At 68.0% G+C, this 25,296-nt stretch carries 21 protein-coding genes; 16 read left to right on the top strand and 5 right to left on the bottom strand.

The window, feature by feature from the left end; genetic code table 11:
• The first annotated feature begins 2 nt into the window (after positions 1-2).
• The 11 genes from MOM01_RS16085 (at position 3) to MOM01_RS16035 (ending at position 17,621) form a co-directional block, all read left to right on the top strand.
• Positions 3-863, top strand: a complete 861-nt coding sequence (locus MOM01_RS16085) for an MlaE family ABC transporter permease (RefSeq protein WP_241386435.1) — start codon at positions 3-5, stop codon at positions 861-863.
• Positions 860-2,233 carry an MCE family protein gene (locus MOM01_RS16080; protein WP_241386434.1) on the top strand — a complete coding sequence of 458 codons (1,374 nt, stop codon included), beginning with the start codon at positions 860-862 and terminating at the stop codon, positions 2,231-2,233. Before MOM01_RS16085 ends, MOM01_RS16080 begins: the two co-directional genes overlap by 4 nt.
• Positions 2,230-3,309 (top strand): MCE family protein, encoded by a 1,080-nt coding sequence (locus tag MOM01_RS16075; RefSeq protein WP_241386433.1) that lies wholly within the window; start codon positions 2,230-2,232, stop codon positions 3,307-3,309. Before MOM01_RS16080 ends, MOM01_RS16075 begins: the two co-directional genes overlap by 4 nt.
• Positions 3,306-4,304 (top strand): MCE family protein, encoded by a 999-nt coding sequence (locus MOM01_RS16070; protein WP_241386432.1) that lies wholly within the window; start codon positions 3,306-3,308, stop codon positions 4,302-4,304. Before MOM01_RS16075 ends, MOM01_RS16070 begins: the two co-directional genes overlap by 4 nt.
• A complete protein-coding gene (locus tag MOM01_RS16065; protein WP_241386431.1) occupies positions 4,304-5,554 on the top strand; it encodes an MCE family protein in 1,251 nt (416 codons plus the stop codon). The genes MOM01_RS16070 and MOM01_RS16065 overlap by 1 nt, the downstream gene beginning before the upstream one ends.
• A complete protein-coding gene (locus MOM01_RS16060; RefSeq protein WP_241386430.1) occupies positions 5,551-6,879 on the top strand; it encodes an MCE family protein in 1,329 nt (442 codons plus the stop codon). Before MOM01_RS16065 ends, MOM01_RS16060 begins: the two co-directional genes overlap by 4 nt.
• The gene (locus MOM01_RS16055) at positions 6,876-8,123 is read left to right on the top strand and encodes an MCE family protein (protein WP_241386429.1); all 1,248 of its coding nucleotides are present in this window, start codon (positions 6,876-6,878) and stop codon (positions 8,121-8,123) included. Before MOM01_RS16060 ends, MOM01_RS16055 begins: the two co-directional genes overlap by 4 nt.
• Before the next feature lie 92 nt (positions 8,124-8,215).
• A complete protein-coding gene (locus tag MOM01_RS16050; RefSeq protein ID WP_241386587.1) occupies positions 8,216-8,827 on the top strand; it encodes a hypothetical protein in 612 nt (203 codons plus the stop codon).
• A gap of 115 nt (positions 8,828-8,942) precedes the next feature.
• On the top strand, positions 8,943-9,638 hold the full coding sequence (locus MOM01_RS16045) for a hypothetical protein (RefSeq protein ID WP_277609825.1): 696 nt from the start codon (positions 8,943-8,945) through the stop codon (positions 9,636-9,638).
• A gap of 392 nt (positions 9,639-10,030) precedes the next feature.
• Entirely contained in the window at positions 10,031-13,537 is a 3,507-nt protein-coding gene (rpoB, locus tag MOM01_RS16040) for a DNA-directed RNA polymerase subunit beta (protein WP_241386427.1), read from the top strand.
• Between the two features lie 112 nt (positions 13,538-13,649).
• A complete protein-coding gene (locus MOM01_RS16035; protein WP_241386426.1) occupies positions 13,650-17,621 on the top strand; it encodes a DNA-directed RNA polymerase subunit beta' in 3,972 nt (1,323 codons plus the stop codon).
• Between the two features lie 60 nt (positions 17,622-17,681).
• On the opposite strand, the gene MOM01_RS16030 is transcribed toward MOM01_RS16035, so the two are convergent.
• The 3 genes from MOM01_RS16030 to MOM01_RS16020 are packed head-to-tail and all read right to left on the bottom strand — an operon-like array spanning position 17,682 to position 19,242.
• The gene (locus tag MOM01_RS16030) at positions 17,682-18,002 is read right to left on the bottom strand and encodes a nuclear transport factor 2 family protein (protein WP_308196999.1); all 321 of its coding nucleotides are present in this window, start codon (positions 18,000-18,002) and stop codon (positions 17,682-17,684) included.
• Positions 17,945-18,436 carry a SixA phosphatase family protein gene (locus tag MOM01_RS16025; RefSeq protein WP_241386424.1) on the bottom strand — a complete coding sequence of 164 codons (492 nt, stop codon included), beginning with the start codon at positions 18,434-18,436 and terminating at the stop codon, positions 17,945-17,947. The genes MOM01_RS16030 and MOM01_RS16025 overlap by 58 nt, the downstream gene beginning before the upstream one ends.
• Positions 18,433-19,242 (bottom strand): acyl-[acyl-carrier-protein] thioesterase, encoded by an 810-nt coding sequence (locus MOM01_RS16020; RefSeq protein WP_241386423.1) that lies wholly within the window; start codon positions 19,240-19,242, stop codon positions 18,433-18,435. Before MOM01_RS16020 ends, MOM01_RS16025 begins: the two co-directional genes overlap by 4 nt.
• A 167-nt stretch (positions 19,243-19,409) precedes the next feature.
• Between MOM01_RS16020 and MOM01_RS16015 the strand changes: the two genes are divergently transcribed.
• From MOM01_RS16015 to MOM01_RS16000, 4 genes are all read left to right on the top strand, one after another.
• A complete protein-coding gene (locus MOM01_RS16015; RefSeq protein ID WP_241386586.1) occupies positions 19,410-21,086 on the top strand; it encodes an FAD-dependent oxidoreductase in 1,677 nt (558 codons plus the stop codon).
• A gap of 90 nt (positions 21,087-21,176) precedes the next feature.
• Positions 21,177-21,632 carry a Rieske (2Fe-2S) protein gene (locus tag MOM01_RS16010; RefSeq protein WP_241386422.1) on the top strand — a complete coding sequence of 152 codons (456 nt, stop codon included), beginning with the start codon at positions 21,177-21,179 and terminating at the stop codon, positions 21,630-21,632.
• A gap of 25 nt (positions 21,633-21,657) precedes the next feature.
• Positions 21,658-22,023, top strand: a complete 366-nt coding sequence (locus MOM01_RS16005) for a YidH family protein (protein WP_241386421.1) — start codon at positions 21,658-21,660, stop codon at positions 22,021-22,023.
• Between the two features lie 16 nt (positions 22,024-22,039).
• Positions 22,040-22,372, top strand: coding sequence for a DUF202 domain-containing protein (locus MOM01_RS16000; RefSeq protein WP_241386420.1), 333 nt, complete (start codon positions 22,040-22,042; stop codon positions 22,370-22,372).
• On the opposite strand, the gene MOM01_RS15995 is transcribed toward MOM01_RS16000, so the two are convergent.
• The gene (locus tag MOM01_RS15995; protein WP_241386419.1) at positions 22,359-23,384 is read right to left on the bottom strand and encodes a YeiH family protein; all 1,026 of its coding nucleotides are present in this window, start codon (positions 23,382-23,384) and stop codon (positions 22,359-22,361) included. The two genes, MOM01_RS16000 and MOM01_RS15995, sit on opposite strands and share 14 nt — an antisense overlap.
• 101 nt (positions 23,385-23,485) lie before the next feature.
• On the opposite strand from MOM01_RS15995, the gene MOM01_RS15990 reads away from it, so the two are divergent.
• On the top strand, positions 23,486-24,379 hold the full coding sequence (locus MOM01_RS15990) for a LysR family transcriptional regulator (protein WP_241386418.1): 894 nt from the start codon (positions 23,486-23,488) through the stop codon (positions 24,377-24,379).
• Between the two features lie 9 nt (positions 24,380-24,388).
• Here the strand turns inward: MOM01_RS15990 and MOM01_RS15985 are convergent, their stop codons facing one another.
• Positions 24,389-25,252: an EamA family transporter gene (locus MOM01_RS15985; protein ID WP_241386417.1), complete on the bottom strand. Its 864-nt coding sequence runs from the start codon at positions 25,250-25,252 to the stop codon at positions 24,389-24,391.
• Between the last annotated feature and the right edge of the window lie 44 nt (positions 25,253-25,296).

The following is a 25,296-nucleotide window of genomic DNA, read 5'->3' as shown; positions in this document are numbered from 1 at the left end:
AGATGACAGTCTCCAAGGGCCGCGGAGATCTCGTTCTTCTCCGGGGTCGCCGAGCGATGCGCGCACCGCTGAACGTGCTCGACCGTGCGGGGGACCAGATGTCCTTCTACGCACGGGCCGTGGCGTGGACACCGAGAACCCTCACCCACTACCGCAAGGAAGTTCTGCGGTTGCTCGCCGAGGTCACCTTCGGCAGCGGTGCCCTCGCGGTGATCGGTGGCACGATCGGCGTCATCGCGATGATGTCCGGCTTCACCGGCGTCGTCGTGGGCCTGCAGGGATACGCGGCGCTCGAACAGCTCGGTTCGTCGGTGCTCACCGGCTTCCTGTCGGCCTACGTCAATACTCGTGAGCTCGCGCCCATCGTCGCGGCACTCGCGTTGTCGGCGACCGTGGGCTGCGGATTCACGGCGCAGCTCGGCGCGATGAGGATCAGCGAGGAGATCGACGCCCTCGAAGTGATGGCCGTGCCGTCGCTGCCCTTCCTCGTCACCTCGCGGATGATCGCCGGCTTCGTCGCGGTGATCCCGCTCTACATCATCGGGCTCCTCGCGGCCTATCTTGCGACGCGCACGATCAGCACGTTGTTCAACGGTCAGTCGAGCGGCTCGTACGATCACTACTTCTATCTGTTCCTACCACCCGAAGATGTGCTCTATTCGTTCGGGAAAGTCCTGGTCTTCGCGTTCGTCGTCATCCTCATCCACTGCTATTACGGCTTCCATGCCAGCGGCGGTCCCGCCGGCGTCGGCGTGGCCGTGGGGCGTGCGGTGCGCACCGCGATCGTGACCATCGCGATCCTCGACTTCTTCCTCAGCCTCGCGATCTGGGGCACGACGACCACTGTGAGGGTGGCGGGATGAGCGACACGACCACTTCACCACTGCGCCGCCGGGTCCTCGGCCTGGTCTTCTTCGTCGTACTGGCGCTGTTCCTCTACGTCACCATCGCGATGTACAACAAGTCGTTCACCGAAGTCGTCGAAGTCGATCTGCGCACCGACAGCATCGGTAACGCGCTGCCGCTCAACGCCGACGTCAAGGCCCGTGGTGTGCTGGTCGGCGAGGTGCGGGGTACGAGTGCCGAAGGCGGGAACGTCACCGCCCATCTCGCCCTCCAGCCCGACAAGGCCGCGCAGATCCCGGCGAATGCCACCGCGCAGCTGCTGCCCAAGACGCTCTTCGGCGAGCGGTACGTCTCGCTGATCATTCCCGACGATCCGGACCGTCCCGTCACCGACGGTGACGTCCTCGTCCAGGACACCAGCGAGCGCACCGTCGAACTGGGCGACGTGCTCGACGGGCTGCTTCCGCTCCTCGAGGCGATTCCGCCGCAGGATCTGGCCAACACCCTCGGTGCCCTCGCTCAGGGCCTGAGCGGTCGTGGGGAGACTCTGGGCCGCACCATCGACAACCTCGAACGTGTCTTCCGTGAGGTGAACGTCGAGCTGCCGACGCTGCAGGAAGATCTGCGTGGGCTCGCCGATTTCTCGCAGACCTACTCCGAAGCCGCCCCGGATCTCGTCGAAGCGTTGAACAATCTGCGTACGACGGGCGGGACGGTCGTGGAACAGCAGAATCAGATCCGTACGCTGCTCGCGAGTGCGACCGGAGCGTCGTCGCAGACGGCGGATTTCGTCGAGCAGAACTCCCGCTCGATCATCACGCTGTCGGCGGACTCGAAGGAGGCGCTGCAGTTGCTCGCGCGTTACTCGCCGTCGTTCCCGTGCACGCTGAAGGGATTCGCCGACGCGAAGCCGGCCGCGACCGACCTGCTCGCGACGGACGATCCGTTCCCCGGGGTGCGCGCGAACATCCAGTTCACCAATCCCAAGGGCCGCTACCTCCCGAATCAGGACGAGCCCCGGCTCCTCGACGACCGCGGCCCGGCCTGCTACGACGACGTCACCGCGCCCGGTCGCAACTTCCCGCAGTATCCGGGTGGATCGGTCAACGACGGTTCCTATCAGGTTCCGTCGCGCAATCCCGGCCCGGAGACCATCGACTTCTTCCCTGCTCCGGAAGGCTCCGGTGTGCCGGACGCGGTCGGCGACATCATCGGCACCTCCGACGGCGGGGCCACCCCGGTGTCGTACGCCGGTTCGCGTCTCGAGCAGGACACTCTCGACGTGATCTACGGACAGGCGACCGGCGTCGATCCCGAGGAGGTCCCGTCCTGGACCACCCGGCTCGGTGCTCCCGCGATCCGCGGTACGGAGGTGAGTTTCCGGTGAGAGGCCTGGCAGCGCCCCTGATCAAACTGGTCGTCTTCGCCGTCGTCACGGTCCTCGCGACGGGTGTCCTGGCCGCGACCATCGCGAGTGTCGGTGGTGGAGGCGGAACGAAGTTCCATGCGATCTTCAGCGACGTCACCTCGCTCAACGAGGGCGACGACATCCGCATCGCGGGTGTGCGGGTCGGTCAGGTCGAGGAGATCTCGGTCTTCGACGACCGGCAGGCACGGGTGACCTTCTCGCTCGAGCAGCGCGACTGGCTCCCGGCCGGCGCCACCGCGACCATCCGTTTCCGCAATCTCGTCGGTCAGCGGTACATCGCCCTCGGCCAGGGCGAGGGACCGCAGGGGGAGAAGCTGGCGGAAGGTGCGACGATCCCGATCGAGCGCACGAAGCCGGCGGTGAATCTCACGACGCTCTTCGACGGCTTCCGGCCGCTGTTCCAGACCCTGAGCGCCGACGACGTCAACAAACTGTCGTACCAGATCATCCAGGTCTTCCAGGGTGAGGCCGGCACGATCGACGACCTGGTGCGCAGTACCGCCTCCCTGACGAACACCATCGCCGACAAGGATCGCGTGATCGGTGCGGTCGTCGACAACCTCAACACGGTCCTCGCCACGATCGACCAGCGGGACGAGCAGCTCGATTCGCTGCTGGTCAACACCCAGGCGCTGGTGAGCGGGCTGTCCGCCGATCGTGCCACCGTGGGCTCGGCGGTGCAGTCGCTGGCCGGGCTGACCGATGCGGTGTCCGACGTGCTCGAACCCACCCGCCCGTCGATCGCGCAGTCGATCACGGCCCTCGAGCAGGTGGCCTCGAATCTCAATGCGAACAGGGATGAGGTCGACCGTGTCCTCGAGACGCTGCCGGTCAAGCTCGACAAGCTCGGGCGCGTCGCCAGCTACGGTTCGTGGTTCCAGTTCTACCTGTGCGGTATCGACGTCGTCGCGGGTCCGGGTTCGGTCCCGTATCTGAATCTGCCGACGGGGCTGCCCACCGTGAACCAGCCGATCTACACGAACGCAGCGAAGCGTTGCTCGCAGGACGGGATGCAGGAGTTGCAGGGACGATGAGCAAACGTCGTAGTCCGGCCGTCGCCGGTGCTCTGGGCATCGTCGTGGTGCTGCTGGGGACACTGTCCGCCTTCTTCCTCGACGAGCTGCCCATCATCGGGGCGGGAGCGACCTACCGGGCCGAGTTCAGCGAGGCCGCGGGCCTCAAGCCCACCAACGAGGTGCGTATCGCCGGTGTGAAGGTCGGCAAGGTCACGGGCGTCGATCTCGAAGGCGATCGGGTGATCGTCTCGTTCAAGGTCCAGGACGCCTGGGTGGGGAACGACACGGCCGCGTCCATCCAGATCAAGACGATCCTGGGGCAGAAATATCTCGCACTCGATCCGCGCGGTACGGAAGTGCTCGATCCCGACGACCGGATCCCACTGGAACGGACCGTCGCGCCGTACGACGTGATCGAGGCGTTCTCGTCGGCGGCCACGACCATCGGCGAGATCGATTCCGAACAGCTCGCAACCGGTTTCGAGACGCTGTCCGAGGCTTTCGCGGAGACCCCCGACGACATCCGCGCCTCTCTCGACGGGATCAGCCGGCTGTCCGACACCGTCGCGAGCCGCGATCAGGAGCTGAAGAAGCTCCTCGACGCGACCGGCAACGTGTCGAAAGTGCTCGCCGACCGCAATGCCGAGTTCAACCGGTTGCTCTCCGACGGGGCGCTTCTCATCGCCGAGCTCAACAACCGGCAGCAGGCGATCTCCCAGCTGCTCGACGGAACCAAGCGGTTGTCGGCCGAACTGTCGGGACTCGTCGAGGAGAACCGCGAGACGATCGGACCCGCCCTGCAACAGCTGCGCGGCGTCGTCGACATCCTGCAGGAGAACAACGACAACCTCGACCGGGCGATGGAACTCTACGAGCCGTTCGTCCGCGTCTATACCAACGTCGTCGGCAACGGCAGGTGGTTCGACCAGGTCATCGTGAACCTCACCCCGCCGGGTCTGCCGGAGATCCCCGGCTACCGGGAGCCCGGCCGCCGCCTGGAAGGGGGCAACTGATGGCACACGCCGAGAACGGGGAATCGCGCAGCATGCGCGGGCGCATCGCGCTGATCGCGGCCGTCGTGGCGGGCGCGGTGGCCGTGGCCGGTGCCGGGTGGTGGCTGTTCACCCGCGCGGGCACCACCGAGATCACCGCGTACTTCGACAAGGCCGTCGGTGTCTACGAAGGCTCGGGCGTCCGGGTGCTCGGTGTCGAGGTGGGGACGGTGACCTCCGTCGAACCGCAGGGCGAGCTCGTGAAGGTCGGTCTGCGGGTCGATCGTGGCATCGACATCCCGGCCGACGCGCGGGCCGTCCAGATCACGCCTTCCGTGGTCGCCGACCGGTACGTGCAGCTCACCCCCGCCTACACAGGTGGCGACAAGATGAGCAGCGGCGCCGTGATCGAGCGTGACCGGACGGCGACGCCCGTCGAGGTCGACCAGCTCTACGCCAGCATCGACGAACTGTCGCGCGCACTCGGGCCCGACGGCGCCAACCGGGAGGGCGCTCTCACCGATTTCGTGCAGGTCGGCGCCGAGAACCTCGCCGGCAACGGCGAGGCGCTGGGGCAGAGCATCGAGAATCTCTCCGCGGCTGCGCGCACACTCGACCAGTCCCGCGACGATCTCTACGGCACGATCGAGAACCTGCAGATCTTCGTCAGCGCTCTCGCGGCCAACGACGAGCAGGTCCGCCAGTTCAATACGCAACTGTCCGACCTGTCGGGCTTCCTCGCGGGGGAGCGGCAGAACCTCGGGGAGGCGCTGAACCGGCTGTCGGTCACGCTCGGGGACGTCGCGACGTTCGTGCGCGACAACCAGGCGGCACTGAAGGACAACGTCGACGCGCTCGTGCCCATCACGGAGACACTGTCGAACCGGCGCCAGGAACTCGTGGACTCGCTGACCCTGCTCCCGCTCGCGGTCAGCAACCTCGTGAACTCGTACGACGCCGAGGCCGGTGTGCTCGCGTCCCGGCTCGTCCTGCCCGACCTGCAGGATCCCGCCGGAACGGTGTGCAAGCTCGTCGACCTGGGCAATCTCGTCCCCGGCGACCCGCGCTTCGAGCAGTTGGGCCGGCAGATGCAGCCCTTGATCGACCGGTGCCGCGATGTCGCCACGCAGATCACCGAGGATCAGCGTTCCCCCGACCTCATCCTGCCGTTCGGGATCCTCAGCGGCGAGAACATCCAGAGGCAGGTCACTCCGGGCACCGTGCCCGGCGTGGTCGCGCCCCGGTTCGACCTCCAGGGAGGAGATCGGTGAGCGGCACGACAAGAGCGTCGCGCGCGGGAGCATTCGGCGCGGCCGCCTGTGTCGTCGCGGTGACGGTCACGGGGTGCGGCGGCCTGTCCGACATTCCACTGCCCGGTGGTGCGGACGTGGGCAGCGATCCGATCCGCCTGTCCATCCAGTTCGACGACGTTCTCGACCTGGTTCCGCAGTCGAGCGTGAAGGTGGACGGCGTGCCGGTGGGGCGCGTCGAATCCATCTCGGTGGCGTCGGACTACGGGTGGACCGCCGACGTCGGGATCGTGCTCGATTCGACGGTCGACCTGCCGGCGAACGCCTTCGCGACCGTCGAACAGTCGAGCCTGCTCGGCGAGAAGTTCGTCCAGCTCACCCCGCCGGAGAACGAACCGCCGGCAGGCCGGCTCTCCGACGGCGATGTCATTCCGCTCGAACGAACGCGACATGCGACCGAACTCGAACCGGTGCTCGGGGCGCTGTCGCTGCTGCTCAACGGCGGCGGTGTGGGTCAGCTCGCTCCGATCGTGAACGAGCTGTCCACGGCCTTCGAAGGACGAGAGGACACGACACGCAGCCTGGTCGAGCAGGCCGAGGCGCTCATCACCGGACTCGATCAGCAGCGCGAGGACATCACCCGGGCACTCGACGGACTCGACCGGTTGACGGTGCGGGTCGCGGATCAGAACGAGAAGATCGCGGCGGTGCTCGACGAACTGCCGGTCGCGACCGAAGTCCTCGAACAGCAGCGACCCCAGCTCACTCAGCTCCTCGGTCAGCTCGACCGCCTCGGCACCGCCGGAGTGGACGTTCTCGAGCAGTCCAAGGACGACCTGATCGCGGATCTGCTCGCCTTGCGCCCGACACTGCAGCAGCTCGCCGCTTCGGGCGACGATCTCGTGCAGGCGCTCGCATTCGTGCCCACGGTGCCGTTCCCGGACGGGGTCGAGAAGATCGCCCTGGGCAACTCGGTGAATCTGTTCCTCGTGGTCGATCTGCAGATCGGCGACGCGCTGGCCGCGCTCGGCGTGGGTCAGGGCGAGCCGGTCTACCGTGAGCCGAAGTTCGGCAGCCCGACGCCGCTCGTCGACCCCTCCAATCCGTATTACGACGGGAACGGGCCGGCGCCGGGCTGGCCCACGGTCTCGTTGCTGCCGGTGCTGCCCGTGCCGCGTCTGCCGGGCGGTCCGACTTTGCCGGAGGGCGTGTCGCTGCCCGACGGCATCGAGATTCCGGGAGTCGGCGAGGCGGGTCCGGCCGCCGGTACCGAGGGCGACGGGGCTCCGCCGCCGGGCCCGCTGCAAGGTTTGCTCGATCGGCTCGGACTCGGGGGTGGGCAGTGAGATCGCGCCTGGTGAAAGTGCAGCTGGCGCTGTTCGTGGTGATCGCGCTGCTCGGGATCGTGTTCGTGGGCGCCCGCTACGTGCGCCTCGACAATCTGATGGGCTTCGGCCAGTACACCGTCGACGCCCGGTTCCCGACCGCTGGTGGAATCTTCCCGAACGCCGAGGTCACCTACCGCGGCGTGCCGGTGGGCAGGGTCGGTGCGCTCAGCCTGACGGACGACGGCATCAACGTCGAGCTGCGCCTGGACAACGGCGGCCCGCCGATCCCGGCCTCGGCGCGACCCGTCGTGGCGAACCGGTCGGCGATCGGCGAACAGTATGTGGATCTCCAGCCCCCGACCGACGAGGGTCCCTATCTGGGGGAGGGGGCGGTGATCGAGGGCACCGAGGAGGATCTGCCCACCCCGGTGGAGGACCTGCTCGTGAGCACCAACGACCTGGTGTACTCGGTTCCGCTCGAGCCGTTGCGCACGGTCGTCACCGAACTCGGAGCGGCCTTCGACGGGCGGGGCGACGACCTGCAGGTCCTCGTCGACGCGCTCGCCGGGCTCAGCGACAAGGGCGCCGAATACCTGCCTCAGACGGTCACCCTCATCCGCGACAGTCTCACCGTGCTGAACACGCAGTCCGACCAGGCGTCGGCGATCCAGCAGTTCAGCTCGGATCTGGACCTGGTGACGGCGCAGTTGCGCGACAGCGATCCGGATGTGCGACGACTGATCGAGACCGGCACCGACTCGAGCGACCAGCTCTCGCAGCTCGTGGAGGGTTCGGGGCCGGGCCTGACGGCCGACCTCACGAATCTCGCCGCGCTGGGGCGCACGCTCGCGCCGCAGGCGATTGCGCTGCAGCCGCTGCTCGCCTTCCTGCCTGCGGTTGCGGGCAGCGCGAGCACGGTCGCTCCGGGTGACGGCGCGGTGCGTCAGGGCATCGTGCTCGAGACGAACAATCCGCCCTCGTGCACCATCGGGTACGAGGGGACGCAGGAGATCCTCGCGCAGATGCGCGCCCAGGATCCGAATTTCGACGACACTCAGCAGGACTTCCCGTTCAACACGAACGCGTCGTGCGAGGCCCCCCAGGGCAGTGTCACCGGCGTGCGCAGCGCGAACCGCATCGTCTTCGCCGACCCCAACACGATCCAGCCCTGGGATTTCAAGCCGAAGAAGGACCCCGACAGGCTCAATCTGAATCCGATCGCGACGCAGCTGGCGCCGTTGCTCGGAGTCACCCCCAAGTGAGCAGTGAGTAGGTTTGTGGAGTGAGTGCACCAAGATCCTCCGACGCTCCGCCCGCCCCGGCCACATCCGACGACGCGACGTCGTCCGCGGATGTGAAGGGGCCGGGCAGGGCACGCCGGACGGCTCTCGTCGCCGTCACCGTAGCGGCCGTGATCGCTCTCGCAGCGGCGGTGTGGTTCGGTGTCGGCTGGGGGCGTGCGCTGCTCGTGGATCGTGCGGTGGCCGACACGCGGGATGCCGCACTGTCGGGCGCTGTGCAGGCGGCTGTCAATCTGAACAGCGTCGATGCCGCAGATGTCGACCGGTCGATCGAGAACATGCGGTCGTCGATCACCGGTGACGCCCTGCGCAACGACCTCGAAGCGACCGAGCAGGACATCCGGGCGCGGGTCGCCGAGACGGGAACCAGCATGTCGGCCGAGCCGTTGTTCGGAACCCTCACCGAACTCAACACCGACGACGACCTGGGCAAAGCGCTCGTGGTGCTCGCGGTGCGCACCTCGACGCCCGAGTACTTCGTGACGAACAAGGTGCCGGTGATCGTCTCGCTCCGCAAGGACGACGACGTGTGGAAGGCCGAGACCATCGAGCCGCTCGCATCCGTCGAACTGGAGTCGGGGCCGGCTCCCGGCGCAGCACCTCCCGAGGCGCCCGCACCCGCGCCCGGGGGAGAGACCGCACCCGAGGGGGAGGCGGGCCCGTGATGTTCGGCAAGTCGACGAAGGAGAACGTGTAGTGCCCCCGCAGCGACGGAAATCCGGACCGAGCGGTCCCCCGCGCCGGCGGCCCAAGGTCGCGGGATCGTCCCGACCTCCGCGGATGACTCCCGGAGAGGGTGAGCGCTCGGCCGACTCGGACCGGCCGATCACGCCCCCCGATCAGGTGCAGCCTGCCGAACCGGCGCAGCCGGACGCGGTGAGCCTGGAGAAACCGGTGGAGACGGGCGAAGCGGTCGAGAAGGGAAAATCGGGCGCCCGGTCCGCGTCCGCGCGACCCACCCGCCCCGCCGCCGGCGGCTCCCACGGATCCGGAGGATGGCGACCCGTGGCGCTGATCGGTGCGGCGGCGGTGGTGCTCGCCGTGATCGCGGCGGTCGCCGCTTTCCGTCCCGGTGCCGACGTCTCGAACGTCGCCTGGGTCGACTCCTCGGCGACACAGGAGGTCACCGAGGCCGCGAAGGTCGCGATCGAGAGCATGCACGGCTACGACTACCGGACGATCGACGAGGACTTCGCGCAGATCCGTGAGCTGCTCACTCCGGAGCGGCTAGAGGAGTTCGACTCGACCGCCGAGGTGACGAAGAAGGCCGCGGTCGACACCCGCACGGTCACCGAGGTGACCGTGGAGCACATCGGCGCGACGATGCTCGACGACAACCGCGCGGAGGTGGCCGCCTACATCAACGTCAGCGCCACCGGGGACGGCATCGCTCAGGGGAGTGCTGCCGCGCCGCTGCTGGTGAGGATGGAGAAGTCGGACGGGCGCTGGCTGGTCTCGGAGATCCGCGACCAGTAGTGACCGCAGGGTGCGGATCTTCCTGCCGGAGGGTGTCCGCGACCGCGACGCGCGCTCCCTTTCCGGACGTGGAGTCTTGACGCGGGCGACGCGAGCGGTCACTCTATCGGTACGCCTGTTCGACCGGAGGCCTCTTCGTAAGCCGCTCGTGGTCGTTTGCCAGGTTTCTTTGAGGCACCCCTGTGGACATTTTCCCTACTCAGGTGTAGGTTAGTTCTTTGCGCTGGCTGCCTCCTGTTCACCTTCTGATCCTCGGGTCGGATTTCGCCCCGGAGGGCGAGACCGTCCCGATGCCTCGGTGGGGTTCTCGTACGGGCTGCAACCAGCGAAAACGCCCCACATGAAGAAGCAGGTACAGCGGCGGTCGCACCGGTTGGAGCGGCCCGCGTGAGGTGCTGGAAGGACGCATCTTGGCAGTCTCTAGCCAGACCAAGGCAGTAGCCGGAATCCCCGGAGCCCCGACGAGGGTGTCGTTCGCGAAGATTCGCGAACCCCTCGAAGTTCCCGGGCTCCTCGATCTACAGACCGATTCCTTCGAATGGTTGATCGGCTCGGAGCGCTGGCGCGCGAAGGCTGCCGAGCGCGGCGACGGTCACGTCGTCGGTGGCCTGGAGGAGATCCTCGACGAGCTCTCGCCGATCGAGGACTTCTCGGGTTCGATGTCCCTGTCCTTCTCCGATCCTCGTTTCGACGAGGTCAAGGCCTCCGTCGAGGAGTGCAAGGACAAGGACATGACGTACGCGGCTCCGCTGTTCGTCACTGCCGAGTTCATCAACAACAACACCGGTGAGATCAAGAGCCAGACGGTCTTCATGGGTGACTTCCCGATGATGACCGACAAGGGCACCTTCATCATCAACGGCACCGAGCGTGTCGTGGTGTCCCAGCTGGTCCGCTCCCCGGGCGTGTACTTCGACAAGACCGTCGACAAGAGCACCGAGAAGGACCTGCACAGCGTCAAGGTCATCCCCGGCCGCGGTGCGTGGCTCGAGTTCGACGTCGACAAGCGCGACACCGTCGGCGTGCGCATCGACCGCAAGCGTCGCCAGCCGGTCACGGTGCTGCTCAAGGCCCTCGGCTGGTCCACCGAGCAGATCGTCGAGCGTTTCGGTTTCTCCGAGATCATGATGTCGACGCTGGAGAAGGACAACACCGCCGGCACCGACGAGGCGCTGCTCGACATCTACCGCAAGCTCCGTCCGGGCGAGCCGCCGACCAAGGAGAGCGCGCAGACCCTGCTGGAGAACCTCTTCTTCAAGGACAAGCGCTACGACCTGGCGCGCGTGGGCCGTTACAAGATCAACCGCAAGCTCGGCCTGAACTCGGGCCAGCCGATCGAGGCGTCCACCCTCACCGAGGAAGACATCGTCGCCACGATCGAGTACCTCGTGCGTCTGCATGCGGGCGAGAACAAGATGACCGTTCCCGGCGGCGTCGAGGTTCCCGTCGAGGTCGACGACATCGACCACTTCGGCAACCGTCGTCTGCGCACGGTCGGCGAGCTCATCCAGAACCAGATCCGCGTGGGCCTGTCCCGCATGGAGCGCGTGGTCCGCGAGCGCATGACCACCCAGGACGTCGAGGCGATCACGCCGCAGACCCTGATCAACATCCGTCCGGTCGTCGCCGCGATCAAGGAGTTCTTCGGAACCTCCCAGCTGTCGCAGTTCATGGACCAGAACAACCCGCTGTCGGGCCTGACGCACAAGCGTCGTCTGTCGGCCCTCGGCCCCGGTGGTCTGTCGCGTGAGCGCGCCGGCCTCGAGGTCCGCGACGTCCACCCCTCGCACTACGGCCGTATGTGCCCGATCGAGACCCCGGAAGGCCCGAACATCGGCCTGATCGGTTCGCTGTCGGTGTACGCGCGGGTCAACCCGTTCGGTTTCATCGAGACGCCCTACCGCAAGGTCGTCGACGGTGTGGTCACCGACCAGGTCGAGTACCTGACCGCCGACGAGGAGGACCGCTACCTCATCGCGCAGGCCAACTCGCCGATCGGCTCGGACGGCCGCTTCACGGACGAGCGCGTGCTCGTCCGTAAGAAGGGCGCCGAGATCGAGTACGTGGGCGCCGACCAGGTCGAGTACATGGACGTCTCGCCGCGCCAGATGGTGTCTGTCGCGACCGCGATGATCCCGTTCCTCGAGCACGACGACGCCAACCGTGCCCTCATGGGCGCGAACATGCAGCGTCAGGCCGTGCCGCTGGTGCGCAGCGAGTCGCCGATCGTCGGTACCGGCATGGAGCTGCGTGCCGCCGTCGACGCAGGCGACGTCATCGTCACCGAGAAGAGCGGCGTGATCGAAGAGGTCTCCGCCGACTTCATCACCGTGATGGCCGACGACGGAACCCGCAAGACCTACCGTCTGCGCAAGTTCGATCGTTCCAACCAGGGCACCTGCTCGAACCAGCGTCCGATCGTGGACGAGGGGCAGCGCGTCGAGTCCGGCCAGGTCCTCGCCGACGGCCCCTGCACCGAGAACGGTGAGATGGCACTCGGCAAGAACCTGCTCGTGGCGATCATGCCGTGGGAGGGCCACAACTACGAGGACGCGATCATCCTGTCGCAGCGCCTCGTGGAGGAGGACGTGCTCACCTCGATCCACATCGAGGAGCACGAGATCGACGCCCGCGACACCAAGCTCGGTGCCGAGGAGATCACCCGCGACATCCCGAACGTCTCCGACGAGGTCCTCGCCGATCTCGACGAGCGCGGCATCGTCCGCATCGGTGCCGAGGTCCGCGACGGCGACATCCTCGTCGGCAAGGTCACGCCGAAGGGCGAGACCGAGCTGACTCCCGAGGAGCGCCTGCTCCGCGCGATCTTCGGTGAGAAGGCGCGTGAGGTCCGCGACACCTCGCTGAAGGTGCCCCACGGCGAGAACGGCAAGGTCATCGGCGTGCGCGTGTTCTCGCGCGAGGACGACGACGATCTGCCTCCGGGCGTCAACGAGCTCGTCCGTGTGTACGTGGCGCAGAAGCGCAAGATCCAGGACGGCGACAAGCTCGCCGGCCGCCACGGCAACAAGGGCGTCATCGGCAAGATCCTCCCGCAGGAGGACATGCCGTTCCTGCCCGACGGCACCCCGGTCGACATCATCCTGAACACCCACGGTGTTCCGCGTCGTATGAACATCGGTCAGGTGCTCGAGACGCACCTCGGCTGGATCGGCAAGGCGGGCTGGAAGATCCAGGTCGCCGACGACGGCAGCCGTCCCGAGTGGGCGCAGAACCTCTCCGAGGAGATGCTCGCCGCGGAGCCCGACACCAACATCGCCACCCCGGTGTTCGACGGTGCCCGCGAGGAGGAGCTGACGGGTCTGCTGTCCTCGACGCTGCCGAACCGCGACGGCGAGGTCATGGTCGGCCCCGACGGCAAGGCGACGCTGTTCGACGGTCGCTCCGGCGAGCCGTTCCCGTACCCGGTCTCGGTCGGCTACATGTACATCATCAAGCTGCACCACCTCGTCGACGACAAGATCCACGCGCGTTCGACCGGTCCGTACTCGATGATCACCCAGCAGCCGCTCGGTGGTAAGGCGCAGTTCGGCGGTCAGCGCTTCGGTGAGATGGAATGCTGGGCGATGCAGGCCTACGGTGCCGCGTACACGCTCCAGGAACTGCTCACGATCAAGTCCGACGACGTGGTCGGTCGCGTCAAGGTCTACGAGGCGATCGTCAAGGGCGAGAACATCCCCGAGCCGGGTATCCCCGAGTCGTTCAAGGTGCTCCTCAAGGAACTCCAGTCGCTGTGCCTGAACGTGGAGGTGCTCTCCAGCGACGGTGCTGCCATCGCGATGGCCGACGGCGACGACGAGGACCTCGAGCGGGCGGCCGCCAACCTGGGCATCAACCTTTCCCGCAACGAGTCGGCCACGGTCGACGACCTCGCGAACTAGGAGCCGAGCCGATGCGGTACGCAACCGGGGACACCGGGCGTACCGCATCGGGCCCCGGCAGCGATAGCGACAACTAGCAGCAATACAACCCGCACAGGGGAAAGGAAGTTACGTGCTCGACGTCAACTTCTTCGATGAACTCCGGATCGGCCTGGCCACCGCCGAGGACATCCGCAACTGGTCGTACGGCGAGGTCAAGAAGCCCGAGACCATCAACTACCGCACGCTCAAGCCCGAGAAGGACGGCTTGTTCTGCGAGAAGATCTTCGGTCCCACCCGGGACTGGGAGTGCTACTGCGGCAAGTACAAGCGTGTCCGCTTCAAGGGCATCATCTGCGAGCGCTGCGGCGTCGAGGTGACCCGCGCCAAGGTCCGCCGTGAGCGCATGGGCCACATCGAGCTCGCCGCTCCGGTGACGCACATCTGGTACTTCAAGGGTGTGCCGAGCCGCCTCGGCTACCTGCTCGACCTCGCGCCGAAGGATCTCGAGAAGATCATCTACTTCGCCGCGTACGTCATCACCTCGGTCGACGACGAACTGCGCCACAACGAACTCTCCACCCTCGAAGCCGAGATGGAGGTCGAGAAGAAGTCGGTCGCCGACCAGCGCGACGCCGACCTCGAGGCCCGTGCGCAGAAGCTCGAAGCCGACCTCGCCGAGCTCGAGGCCGAAGGCGCGAAGTCCGACGTCCGCCGCAAGGTCAAGGACGGCGGCGAGCGCGAGATGCGTCAGCTCCGTGACCGCGCGCAGCGCGAGCTCGATCGCCTCGACGAGATCTGGACCACCTTCACCAAGCTGAAGCCGAAGGACCTGATCGTCGACGAGATGATCTACCGCGAGCTCCAGGACCGCTACGGCGAGTACTTCACCGGTGCCATGGGTGCCGAGGCGATCCAGAAGCTCATCGAGAACTTCGACATCGACGCCGAGGCCGAGTCGCTGCGCGAGACCATCCGCAGCGGCAAGGGCCAGAAGAAGCTGCGCGCTCTCAAGCGTCTGAAGGTCGTCGCGGCCTTCCAGCAGTCCGGCAACTCGCCCATGGGCATGGTGCTCGACGCCGTGCCGGTGATCCCGCCGGAGCTGCGTCCGATGGTGCAGCTCGACGGTGGCCGCTTCGCGACCTCGGATCTCAACGATCTGTACCGCCGCGTCATCAACCGCAACAACCGCCTCAAGCGACTGATCGACCTCGGTGCTCCCGAGATCATCGTCAACAACGAGAAGCGGATGCTGCAGGAGTCGGTCGACGCCCTGTTCGACAACGGCCGTCGTGGCCGGCCCGTCACGGGTCCGGGCAACCGTCCGCTCAAGTCGCTGTCCGATCTGCTCAAGGGCAAGCAGGGTCGCTTCCGTCAGAACCTGCTCGGTAAGCGCGTCGACTACTCGGGCCGTTCGGTCATCGTCGTCGGCCCGCAGCTGAAGCTGCACCAGTGCGGTCTGCCGAAGCTCATGGCGCTCGAGCTGTTCAAGCCGTTCGTGATGAAGCGTCTCGTCGACCTCAACCACGCGCAGAACATCAAGTCCGCGAAGCGCATGGTCGAGCGCCAGCGCCCGCAGGTGTGGGACGTCCTCGAAGAGGTCATCAACGAGCATCCGGTGCTGCTCAACCGTGCACCCACGCTGCACCGCCTCGGTATCCAGGCGTTCGAGCCGCAGCTCGTCGAGGGCAAGGCGATCCAGCTGCACCCGCTCGTGTGTGAGGCCTTCAACGCCGACTTCGACGGCGACCAGATGGCCGTGCACCTCCCGCTGTCGGCGGAGGCGCAGGCCGAGGCCCGCATCCTGATGCTGTCGTCGAACAACATCCTGTCGCCGGCATCGGGCCGTCCGCTCGCCATGCCGCGTCTGGACATGGTGACGGGTCTGTTCCACCTCACCCGCATGGTCGAGGACGCCGTGGGCGCCTACCGTGCCGCGACGGCCGACGAGCCCGAGCAGGGCGTGTACTCGTCGCCGGCCGAGGCCATCATGGCGGTCGACCGTGGCGTGCTGTCGGTGCAGGCCCCGATCAAGGTGCGCCTGACACAGCAGCGTCCGCCGCGCGACGTCGAGGACGAGCTGTTCCCGGAGGGCTGGAAGTTCGGTCAGCCGTGGATCACGCACACCACCCTGGGCCGCGTGATGTTCAACGAGCTGCTCCCGGCGAACTACCCGTTCGTCAACGACATCATGCCGAAGAAGCGTCAGGCCGCGATCATCAACGATCTCGCCGAGCGCTACCCGATGATCGTCGTCGCGCAGACCGTCGACAAGCTGAAGGACGCCGGTTTCTACTGGGCTACGCGTTCGGGCGTGACCATCTCGATGGCGGACGTGCTCGTTCCGCCGGAGAAGAAGGACATCCTCGAGCGGTACGAGAGCCAGGCCGACTCCATCCAGCGGCAGTACGACCGCGGCAAGCTCTCCGAGGACGAGCGTCGGGATTCGCTCGTCAAGCTGTGGCAGGAAGCGACCGAAGAGGTCGGTCAGGCCATGGAGGCGCACTACCCCGACGACAACCCGATCCCGACGATCGTCAAGTCGGGTGCTGCGGGCAACATGACCCAGATCCGGTCGCTGGCCGGTATGAAGGGCCTGGTGACGAACCCGAAGGGCGAGTTCATTCCGCGCCCGATCAAGTCCTCCTTCCGTGAGGGCCTGACCGTTGCCGAGTACTTCATCAACACGCACGGTGCCCGTAAGGGTCTGGCCGATACCGCTCTGCGTACCGCCGACTCGGGTTACCTGACCCGTCGTCTGGTCGACGTCTCGCAGGACGTCATCGTGCGCGAGGTCGACTGCGGCACGCCGCGCGGCATCGAGATGACCATCGCCGAGCCCGCTCGCGATGCGAGTGGTCAGCCGACCGGTGAGCTCGTGCGCGACGCTCACATCGAGACCAGCACCTACGCCCGGACGCTCGCGACGGATGCCGTCGACGCGAACGGGAACGTGGTCGTCGAGCGCGGTTCCGATCTCGGTGATCCGGCGATCGAGGCACTGCTCGAGGCCGGTATCCAGAAGGTCAAGGTCCGTTCGGTCCTGACCTGCGACACCGGCACGGGTGTGTGCGCGACCTGTTACGGCCGTTCGATGGCGACGGGCAAGCTCGTCGACATCGGCGAGGCCGTCGGTATCGTCGCCGCCCAGTCGATCGGTGAGCCCGGTACGCAGCTCACGATGCGTACCTTCCACCAGGGTGGCGTCGGTGAGGACATCACCGGTGGTCTGCCGCGTGTCCAGGAGCTGTTCGAGGCCCGTGTCCCCAAGGGCAAGGCCCCGATCGCCGATGTCTCCGGCCGTATCCGCCTCGAGGACGACGATCGCTTCTACAAGATCACGATCGTTCCCGACGACGGCGGCGAGGAGGTCGTGTACGACAAGCTGTCCAAGCGTCAGCGTCTGCACGTCATCCGCAAGGCCGACGGAACCGAAGGTGTGCTCGCGGACGGCGACCACGTGGAGGTCGGTCAGCAGCTGCTCGAGGGCTCTGCCGATCCGCACGAGGTGCTGCGCGTGATGGGCCCGCGTCAGGTTCAGGTCCACCTGGTCCACGAGGTCCAGGAGGTCTACCGGAGCCAGGGCGTGTCGATCCACGACAAGCACATCGAGGTCATCGTGCGCCAGATGCTGCGTCGCGTGACGATCATCGATTCGGGTTCGACGGAGTTCCTGCCCGGTTCACTGGTCGAGCGCAGCGAGTTCGAGGCTGCGAACCGCCGTGTGGTCCAGGAGGGTGGCGAGCCGGCTGCCGGCCGTCCGGTCCTCATGGGTATCACGAAGGCGTCGCTGGCCACCGACTCGTGGCTGTCGGCGGCGTCCTTCCAGGAGACCACTCGCGTGCTGACCGACGCGGCGATCAACTGCCGCTCGGACAAGCTGATCGGTCTCAAGGAGAACGTGATCATCGGCAAGCTGATCCCGGCCGGTACCGGCATCAACAAGTACCGGAACATCGAGGTTCAGCCGACCGAGGAGGCCCGCGCGGCCGCGTACGCCATCCCGGCGTACGACGACCAGTACTACTCGCCGGACGGCTTCGGCCAGAACACCGGCGCTGCGGTTCCGCTGGACGATTACGGTTACTCCAACGACTACCGGTAGTTCGCTGCCGCTGTAGGCGATGAAGGTCCCGCCCTCTTCTCTTCGGGGGCGGGGCCTTCGTCATTTCTTCGGGGCGAGCATCTCCCGGTGCGCGGGGGTGCCGTCGAGATCGGCATCGACACGTTCGGTGGTGCGCCAGCCGTCCGGTGTGCGCACCCAGCGCCAGGTGTTCGCCGACACCTTCATCCGTCGTTGCGGGACGGCGTCGAAGCGACCGTCCTCGGTCCAGAGCGCGGCGGCGGCATCGCCGGACCCGCTGTCCACCGCGGGTCCGTACCGGGCGACGAGTTGCATGATCTCGACCTGGTCCTCGAGCCGGCGGACTACCGCGGAATGTGGAAGTCCACGAGTTCTGCGGTGCCGCGCGCCAGGTCGCTCCACGAACCGTCGACGGTCAGTACCGCGATCGAGGAGGTGGGGAACTTCTCGGCCACCTGGTGTGCGGCATCGGTGCTGTGGTCGGTGACCAGTCCGAGGACGGTGGCCGACAGGGTGGGCTCGTGCCCCACGACCAGCAGGGTCTTCACGTCGTCGGCCACCCCGCGGATCTCACCGAGCAGGGTCTCCGGGCCGGCGAGATACAGGCTCTCGGGGTGTTCGGTGGGTGCCTCGACCGCTGCCTCGGCGAGCGTCTTGCGCGTCCGGACGGCGGGGGAGCACAGTACGGCGTCCACCTCGGGAAGGTTCGCGCGGATCCAGCGACCGGCGAGTCCGGCTTCGCGTCGTCCGCGGGGGGAGAGGGGGCGATCGCGATCGTCCACATCGTCCGGGTACGCGGACTTGCCGTGGCGCAGCAAGATCAGGGTACGGGTCATGGGGTCCACCGTAGAGCGTCCGGATTCCGGGCGATCCACGCGACCGCACGAGTGTGATCCCCGACCGTGAACCACACGGTCAGACCGTCCTCGTGGAGGCCGGTCCGGAGCGTGACCGTCTCGCCCGCGGCGACGGGCCGCAGATGTTCGATCACCGCGCGGTACGGCCCCTCCACGATGTCGGCCCGCAGCGCTACGACCTCCTCGACGCCGTGCCAGTAGACGGCGTTGTTGACGTGTCCGAAAGGATCGAAGTCGGTGACGCGCAAGGGGAATTCGCGTTCGTCGTCGACCGTCTCGGGTGCGCTGTCCGGTAGCCATGCCTTCCATTTGAGGCGCGTGTCGTGTGCGTAGCGGGACATGTGCTCGAACAGGCCGTCGCTGATCCGGGTGGGCGCGCCGGTGGTCGGGCCGATGTCTATCCAGAAGGCTGCCGTCTCGATGAGAGGGCCGTGGGCATCGTCGGGGTCGTCCAGGCGTACGCGCACGTTGGCCCATCGTGTCGAGAGTGCATCGCACCAGCGTCGAAGCCGCAGGGATCGTCCGTAATGGGCGGGGCGATGAACGTCGACGACAGTGCGCCGGACGATCCACAGCGGATCGGTGTCGGCTGCGCCCACCGCCGCGAGATTGTCGGTGCCGATGTCCTGGAGGTACCGCGCGATGCCGTCGAGGCGGAGGCGTCTGCCGGTGTCCACGTCCCCGGTGCGGACGGTGCGTGCGGTGGAGTAGGGGTTCGCACCGTCGGGTAGTGCCGTCAAAGGCCGGGTCCAGGGGCGATCGGAAGTCGACGTCGGCATGCCCATGCGCTCCCCCCGGTCGGATGTCCGATCGTGCGATTCTCGCAGCTTCCGGGCCGGGTCGCAGGGACTCTTGCGAACGTCCCGGCGCAGCCGCTACAGTCTTGTTAACTGTTACGGACCGTTACATGAACTTGGCGGACGGCTCCGCCCGGCTTTGCGAGGACCTCCACATGGCCTACGTGATCACCCAGACCTGCTGCAACGACGCGAGCTGCGTCGCGGTCTGCCCCGTGAACTGCATCCATCCCTCGCCGGACGAACCCGAATTCGCGACGGCGGAGATGCTGCACATCGACCCGCAGACCTGTATCGACTGCGGAGCGTGCGCCGATGCGTGCCCGGTCGAGGCGATCCTGCCCGACGACAGGCTCTCTCCGGCGCAAGCCCGGTTCGCCGAGATCAACGCGGCCTACTACGAGCACCACCCCGTGCCGGAGGGATGGCAGCCGCTCGTTCCGACCCCGGCGCCCCCGCGCGATCGGGGGACGCTGCGTGTCGCGATCGTCGGCGCCGGGCCCGCGGCCTGTTATGCCGCACAGGAACTGCTCGAACGATCCGACGTCGAGGTCGAGATGTTCGATCGGCTCCCCACACCCTTCGGCCTGGTGCGCGCCGGCGTCGCACCCGATCACCCGGGTACCAAGGCCGTCACCGAATCGTTCGAATGGTCGTTCCGGCGAGACGAGTTCGCACTCCACCTCGACACCGAGGTCGGTCGCGACATCACGCACGCCGAACTGCTCGAGCATCACCATGCCGTGATCTACGCGACCGGCGCGTCGTCCGATCGGCGACTGGGGATCCGCGGTGAGGACCTGCCCGGAAGCCACGCCGCCACCGAGTTCGTGGCCTGGTACAACGGCCATCCCGACTACGCCGATCGTGTCTTCGATCTCTCCGGCGAACGCGCCGTGATCGTCGGGAACGGCAACGTCGCGCTGGACGTCGCCCGGATCCTCACGATGGACGTCGACGAACTCGCGCGCACGGACATCGCCGATCACGCGCTGAAGGCCTTGCGGAAGAGCAACATCCGTGAGGTCGTCCTGCTCGGCCGGCGTGGTCCTGCCCAGGCGGCGTACAGCAACCCCGAATTCCTCGCCCTCGGCGACCTCAGGGGTGTCGACGTCGTCGTCGACGATGCCGACCTCGAGCTCGACCCGGTCAGCGCCCGGGCCGCGGAGGACGATCAGGCCACCGCCCTGCGTGTCCGGCTCGCTCGCGAATATGCAGACCGCACCGTGCGTCCGGGCCACCGCCGCATCGTCTTCCGGTATCTCTCCGCACCGAGCGAATTGCTCGGGGACGACCACGTGACGGGGATCCGGATCGAACGCACCGAGCTGGCCGACGAGGAGGGTCGCCTCGTGGCCCGTCCCACCGGCCGGTTCGAGGATCTGGCCGCCACGCTCGTGCTCCGGTCGATCGGATACCGCGGGGTCCCCGTACCCGGCGTGCCGTTCGACGACGTCCGCGGCGTCGTCCCCAACACCGGTGGACGGGTCGACCACGGTGTCTACGTCACCGGCTGGGCCAAGCGCGGACCGAGCGGGGTCATCGGTACCAACAAGGGCTGCGCGAAGGAGACGGTGGCGGCGCTGCTCGCCGACTTCGACTCCGGCGGCCTCGCCGAACCGCGCGGCGATCGCCGCGCCCTGAACCGGTTGCTCGGGCAGCGCCGTCCCGAACGCGTGGATCTGGACGGGTGGAGGGTGATCGATGCCGCCGAACGGCGGGCCGGACACGCTCAGGGCAGGCCACGGGTCAAGATCACCGATCGTGCAGCCCTGGTCGAGCTGGGCCGCCGCCGTGGTCGCCTGCCGTTGCTCACGTCACGGCAGCGATAGTCCCCGCAGGTGACGCACGTCGCGGCGAGGGCGGGTGGTTCGTCGATAGGCTCGGGAGAGACAGTTCTCGCGACCCGAACGGACATGTGCATGAGCAGCGACTTCTTCGACCGTACGACGCTCGGGCGTCGCACATTCATCGGAGGGGCGGGTGCAGTGGCGGCCGGTGCGGCACTGACGGCCTGCGGGGCGTCCGATGACGCCGGTGAGGCACGTCCCGCAGCCGCGGCGCCCACCACCACGACTCCGCCCGGCCCCGACGCGAAGGTGGTCGCCGCCGTCGCGGACGTTCCGGTCGGCGGGGGAGTGATGCTCGAGTCGGAGAGACTGGTGGTCACCCAGCCCACGGAGGGCGAGTTCCGGGCGTTCATCGCGATCTGCAGTCACCAGGGATGCAACATCAGCGGTGTCGAGGACGACCGGATCATCTGCCCGTGTCACGGAAGCCGGTTCGACCTCGACGGCGTACCCACCGAAGGGCCGGCGAAGCGGCCGCTGAAGTCCCGCCCGGTGGCGGCCCGCGGTTCCGATCTCGTCGTCGGCTGACCACGCGAGGGATAGAGTCCGCTTCGTGGAGAAACGCGGAGGCTGGCGCCCGAAAGCACTGCGTGAGGGCACCGATCCCGACCCGCGATTCACCCTCGCCAACGAACGCACCTTCCTGGCATGGGTGCGCACCGCGCTCGGCATCCTCGCCGCTGCGGTGGCACTCGAGACCTTCGCGGGCGACATCGTGTCCGTCGGGCTCCGCACGACGCTCGCGTGCGTCCTCCTGGTGTTCGCCGCCGTGCTCGTGGTGTTCGCCCTGCTCCGCTGGCACAGCGTGGAACGCGCGATGCGCACCGGGCGACCGCTTCCGCTTCCCTGGGCGGCCTATCTGCTCGCAGTGACATTGGGCGCGGCGGGAGTGGTGCTGGCCGTCGCCATCGTGCGGTGAGAACGGTGGCGTCCTAGTGGGGCCGGACGATCTGCGGCACGACGACGCGGGTCTGCAACCCGAACGGACGAGCCTGTCGTGGCTGCGCACCGGCGCACTGCTCGGCGCGGTGGTGCTGGCGTTCATGCGGTTCGTTCCCGGCCCGGGGCCCGTAGTGGCGACGATCGGGCTCGTCTGTCTGGTGCCGGTCCTCACTCTGCTGTTCGCCGCCCGGTCGGGCCATCGCGCCCGGGTGCGCGGATTCGTCGAGGGGAGTGTGCCCTACTTCTGGTGGCGCAATGTCGCGATCACAGGGACCGTCGCCGTCCTCGCCGTGGCGTCGGCCGTCCTGATCCTCATCGCGCACTGATCACCAGCACTCCGGCCAGAGCGATTCCCGCGATCCAGATCGTCGCTGCAGCGGCGAGGGCGACCGGCCGCCATCCCACCCCGCGCAACACCGCCGGCCGCACCCCCGTGCCCAGGGCGAACATCGCGGCCGTCAGCAGCGCCGTCTGCACCGAGTGCGCGACGTCCACGACGAACGGGCCGAGCACGCCCGTCGAACGCACCGCGACGCAGGCCAGAAAGCCCAGCAGGAAGAGCGGCACGATCGGCTGGGGCTTCCCGTCCGTGCGACCCTCGCCCCGTCGGCGTGCGACGACGCCCACGATCGCGATCACGGGTGCCAGCAGGGCCACCCGCGCGAGTTTGACGGTGACGGCGACCGCGAGGGCCCCTCCCGCCGCGGCGTCGAGTGCCGTGCCGGTCGCGACGACCTGTGCGACCTCGTGGATCGCCGCGCCGGCCCAGAGTCCGGCGGACCGGGTGTCGAGTCCGGACATCTCCGCCACGAGTGGGACGAGCGGGATCATCGCGGTGCCGAAGACGACCACGAGCGCGACGGTCGTCACGAGTTCGCGTGTGCGCGAGTCGATCACGCTGTCGACCGCTGCCGCAGCAGCCGCCCCACAGATCGAGAACCCGCACGCGATGAGCAGGCGCTGGGTCCACCCCACACCGAGCGATCTGCCGAGGGCGAGCGATCCGCCGATGCCCGCGACGACGACCGTCGCCGCGACGAGCGCCGTTCCCCACCCGAGAGCAGCGAGATCGGACACCGCGAGTTGCAGTCCGAGGAGTGCGACTCCCACACGGAGCAGGTGCTTGGACGCCACGCCCATCCCGGGTCCGAGGGTCTCGACGGCGGCCGTGGGCAGGCCCGCGTTCGCCACCGCCACACCGAGGACGATCGCGACGAGGAGCGGGCTGGCCTCCGGCACGAGGTGGGCTGCCGCGAGGGCAGCGAGCGTACCCGCCCCGGCCACGAGCAGGCCCGGGGCGACGGTCGGCCGGGGCGAGGCGGAGAGAACGGCGGGCATGTCTCGACTCTCCCGTCCCCGCGAGGCCCGCACCAGCCTCCGATCGGGCATGAGCTCATGCCGGCTCGATATGAGTAGTGCGGGTGACATATCGTTCGTGCATGACCGACTGGCCGGACCTCGGAGCCCTCGAACTCCTCGTCGGTATCGACGACCTGGGCGGGCTCGGAGCTGCCGCCCGTGCCGCCGGCCTCGCCCAGCCGAATGCGACCCGGACCCTGCGCCGGCTGGAGCGGCAACTCGGCGCGGTCCTCGTGCGCCGGGGCCACACCGGATCTGCGCTCACGCCGGAGGGAACCGTCGTCGCGCACTGGGCACGCGAGGTGCTCGCCGATGCGGGACGACTGCTCGACGCCGCTGCCGCTCTGCGTGTCGAACGGCAGCCCGAACTGATGGTCGCGGCTTCGATGACGGTCGCCGAGCATCTCGTCCCGCGTTGGCTCGGGGCCTTCCGGCTGATCCGCGACGACGTCCAGATCCAGTTGCAGGTCCACAATTCGATGCGCGTGTGCGATGTGGTCGCGGACGGTGGGTGCCATCTCGGATTCGTGGAAGGACCGTCGGTGCCCGAGGGGGTGCACAGTGTGCCGGTCGCGCGGGACCGCCTCGTCGTGGTCGTTCCGCCCGCACACCCCTGGGCGCGGCGACGGCGCCCGCTCACCGTGGCGGAACTCGCCGCGACACCGCTCGTCGTCCGTGAGGAGGGCTCCGGCACCCGGCGCACACTGGATCTCGCGCTGCAGGAATACGAACGGGCGGCACCGCTGCTCGAGCTCGGGAGCGGTGCCGCGGTCCGGACGAGTGTGCTCGGCGGCACGGGCCCCGCTGTTCTCAGCACGCTCGCGGTCGAGGAGTATCTGTCTTCCGGGCGTCTGGTCGCTGTCGAGGTGGACGGTCTCGATCTGCGCCGGGTACTCCGTGCGGTCTGGCGGCCACCGCGCCGGCTCGCCGGGCCGGCAGGGGAACTCGTCCGCATGATCGTTCGCGGTAGCTGAGGACCCTGTTCAGGCCCGCGCGGTGCGCATCGCGCCGATTCCGGCGGCCACCACCAGCACGATGCCCACGGCGGCCAGGGGGTCGACGAGCTGGCCGAGTACCAGGAGACCTGCGAGTGCCGCGGCGGCGGGTTCGAGCGCGATGAGGATCGCGAACACCTTCTTCGGCAGGTCGCGCAAGGCCCGGATCTCCAGGGTGTAGGGAATCGCCGACGACAGCAGCGCCACGGCGAGTCCCGTGAGCGCGAGGTCGGGCGAGAGGAGTTGCGTGCCGGCCGACGCCGCTCCGAAAGGCAGGATGACGACGGCTGCGACGGCCGTGGCGCCGGCGAGTCCCGACGGCCCGCGCAGGGTCGTGGCGACGCGGGCGCCGGCCACGATGTACCACGCCCATCCGGTGGCGGCGACCAGGGCGAAGGCGATGCCCACCGGGTCGAGACCGCCGGACGGGCCGGCCTCGTCACCCGCTCCGAGCAGGACCACCCCGGCCAGGGCGAGCAGTACCCACAGGGCGTCGCGCGCACGGCGCGACAACACCGCGGCCAGTCCGAGCGGACCGAGGAATTCGATGGTGACGGCGGCGGCGAGCGGCAGTCGCGTCAGTGCCGCGTAGAACGACGCGTTCATCAGCGCCAGACTGGCGGCGAGCGTCGCCACGGCCTGCCATTGCTCGCGTGTCCACGTGCGCACCCGAGGCCGGACGAGGGCGCACAGGATCGCCGCCGCGAACACGAGACGCAGGGTGACAGTGCCGAGCGCACCCGCCCGGTCGAACAGTGTCGCGGCGAACGCCGCCCCGAACTGCATGGACAGTACCGCTCCCAGGACGGCCGCCACAGGCACGGCGGTATGCGTGCGGTGGACGTCGGCCATCACGTCAGTCTCTCCGACACGGACGGCCACCGCCCGCCGTAAAA

It is taken from the genome of Rhodococcus sp. CH91, from assembly GCF_022554085.1.
Classification (GTDB): Bacteria; Actinomycetota; Actinomycetes; order Mycobacteriales; family Mycobacteriaceae; genus Rhodococcus.
This window is presented reverse-complemented; position numbering and strand designations above follow the sequence as displayed.

Excerpts from the sequence above, each read along its gene's own strand:
- MOM01_RS16085 (WP_241386435.1), top strand. The coding sequence starts at position 3 with ATGACAGTCTCCAAGGGCCGCGGAGATCTCGTTCTTCTCCGGGGTCGC.
- MOM01_RS16080 (WP_241386434.1), top strand. The coding sequence starts at position 860 with ATGAGCGACACGACCACTTCACCACTGCGCCGCCGGGTCCTCGGCCTG.
- MOM01_RS16070 (WP_241386432.1), top strand. The coding sequence starts at position 3,306 with ATGAGCAAACGTCGTAGTCCGGCCGTCGCCGGTGCTCTGGGCATCGTC.
- MOM01_RS16065 (WP_241386431.1), top strand. The coding sequence starts at position 4,304 with ATGGCACACGCCGAGAACGGGGAATCGCGCAGCATGCGCGGGCGCATC.
- MOM01_RS16045 (WP_277609825.1), top strand. The coding sequence starts at position 8,943 with ATGACTCCCGGAGAGGGTGAGCGCTCGGCCGACTCGGACCGGCCGATC.
- MOM01_RS16025 (WP_241386424.1), bottom strand. The coding sequence starts at position 18,436 with ATGACCCGTACCCTGATCTTGCTGCGCCACGGCAAGTCCGCGTACCCG.
- MOM01_RS16020 (WP_241386423.1), bottom strand. The coding sequence starts at position 19,242 with ATGGGCATGCCGACGTCGACTTCCGATCGCCCCTGGACCCGGCCTTTG.
- MOM01_RS16015 (WP_241386586.1), top strand. The coding sequence starts at position 19,410 with ATGGCCTACGTGATCACCCAGACCTGCTGCAACGACGCGAGCTGCGTC.
- MOM01_RS16010 (WP_241386422.1), top strand. The coding sequence starts at position 21,177 with ATGAGCAGCGACTTCTTCGACCGTACGACGCTCGGGCGTCGCACATTC.
- MOM01_RS15995 (WP_241386419.1), bottom strand. The coding sequence starts at position 23,384 with ATGCCCGCCGTTCTCTCCGCCTCGCCCCGGCCGACCGTCGCCCCGGGC.
- MOM01_RS15990 (WP_241386418.1), top strand. The coding sequence starts at position 23,486 with ATGACCGACTGGCCGGACCTCGGAGCCCTCGAACTCCTCGTCGGTATC.
- MOM01_RS15985 (WP_241386417.1), bottom strand. The coding sequence starts at position 25,252 with ATGGCCGACGTCCACCGCACGCATACCGCCGTGCCTGTGGCGGCCGTC.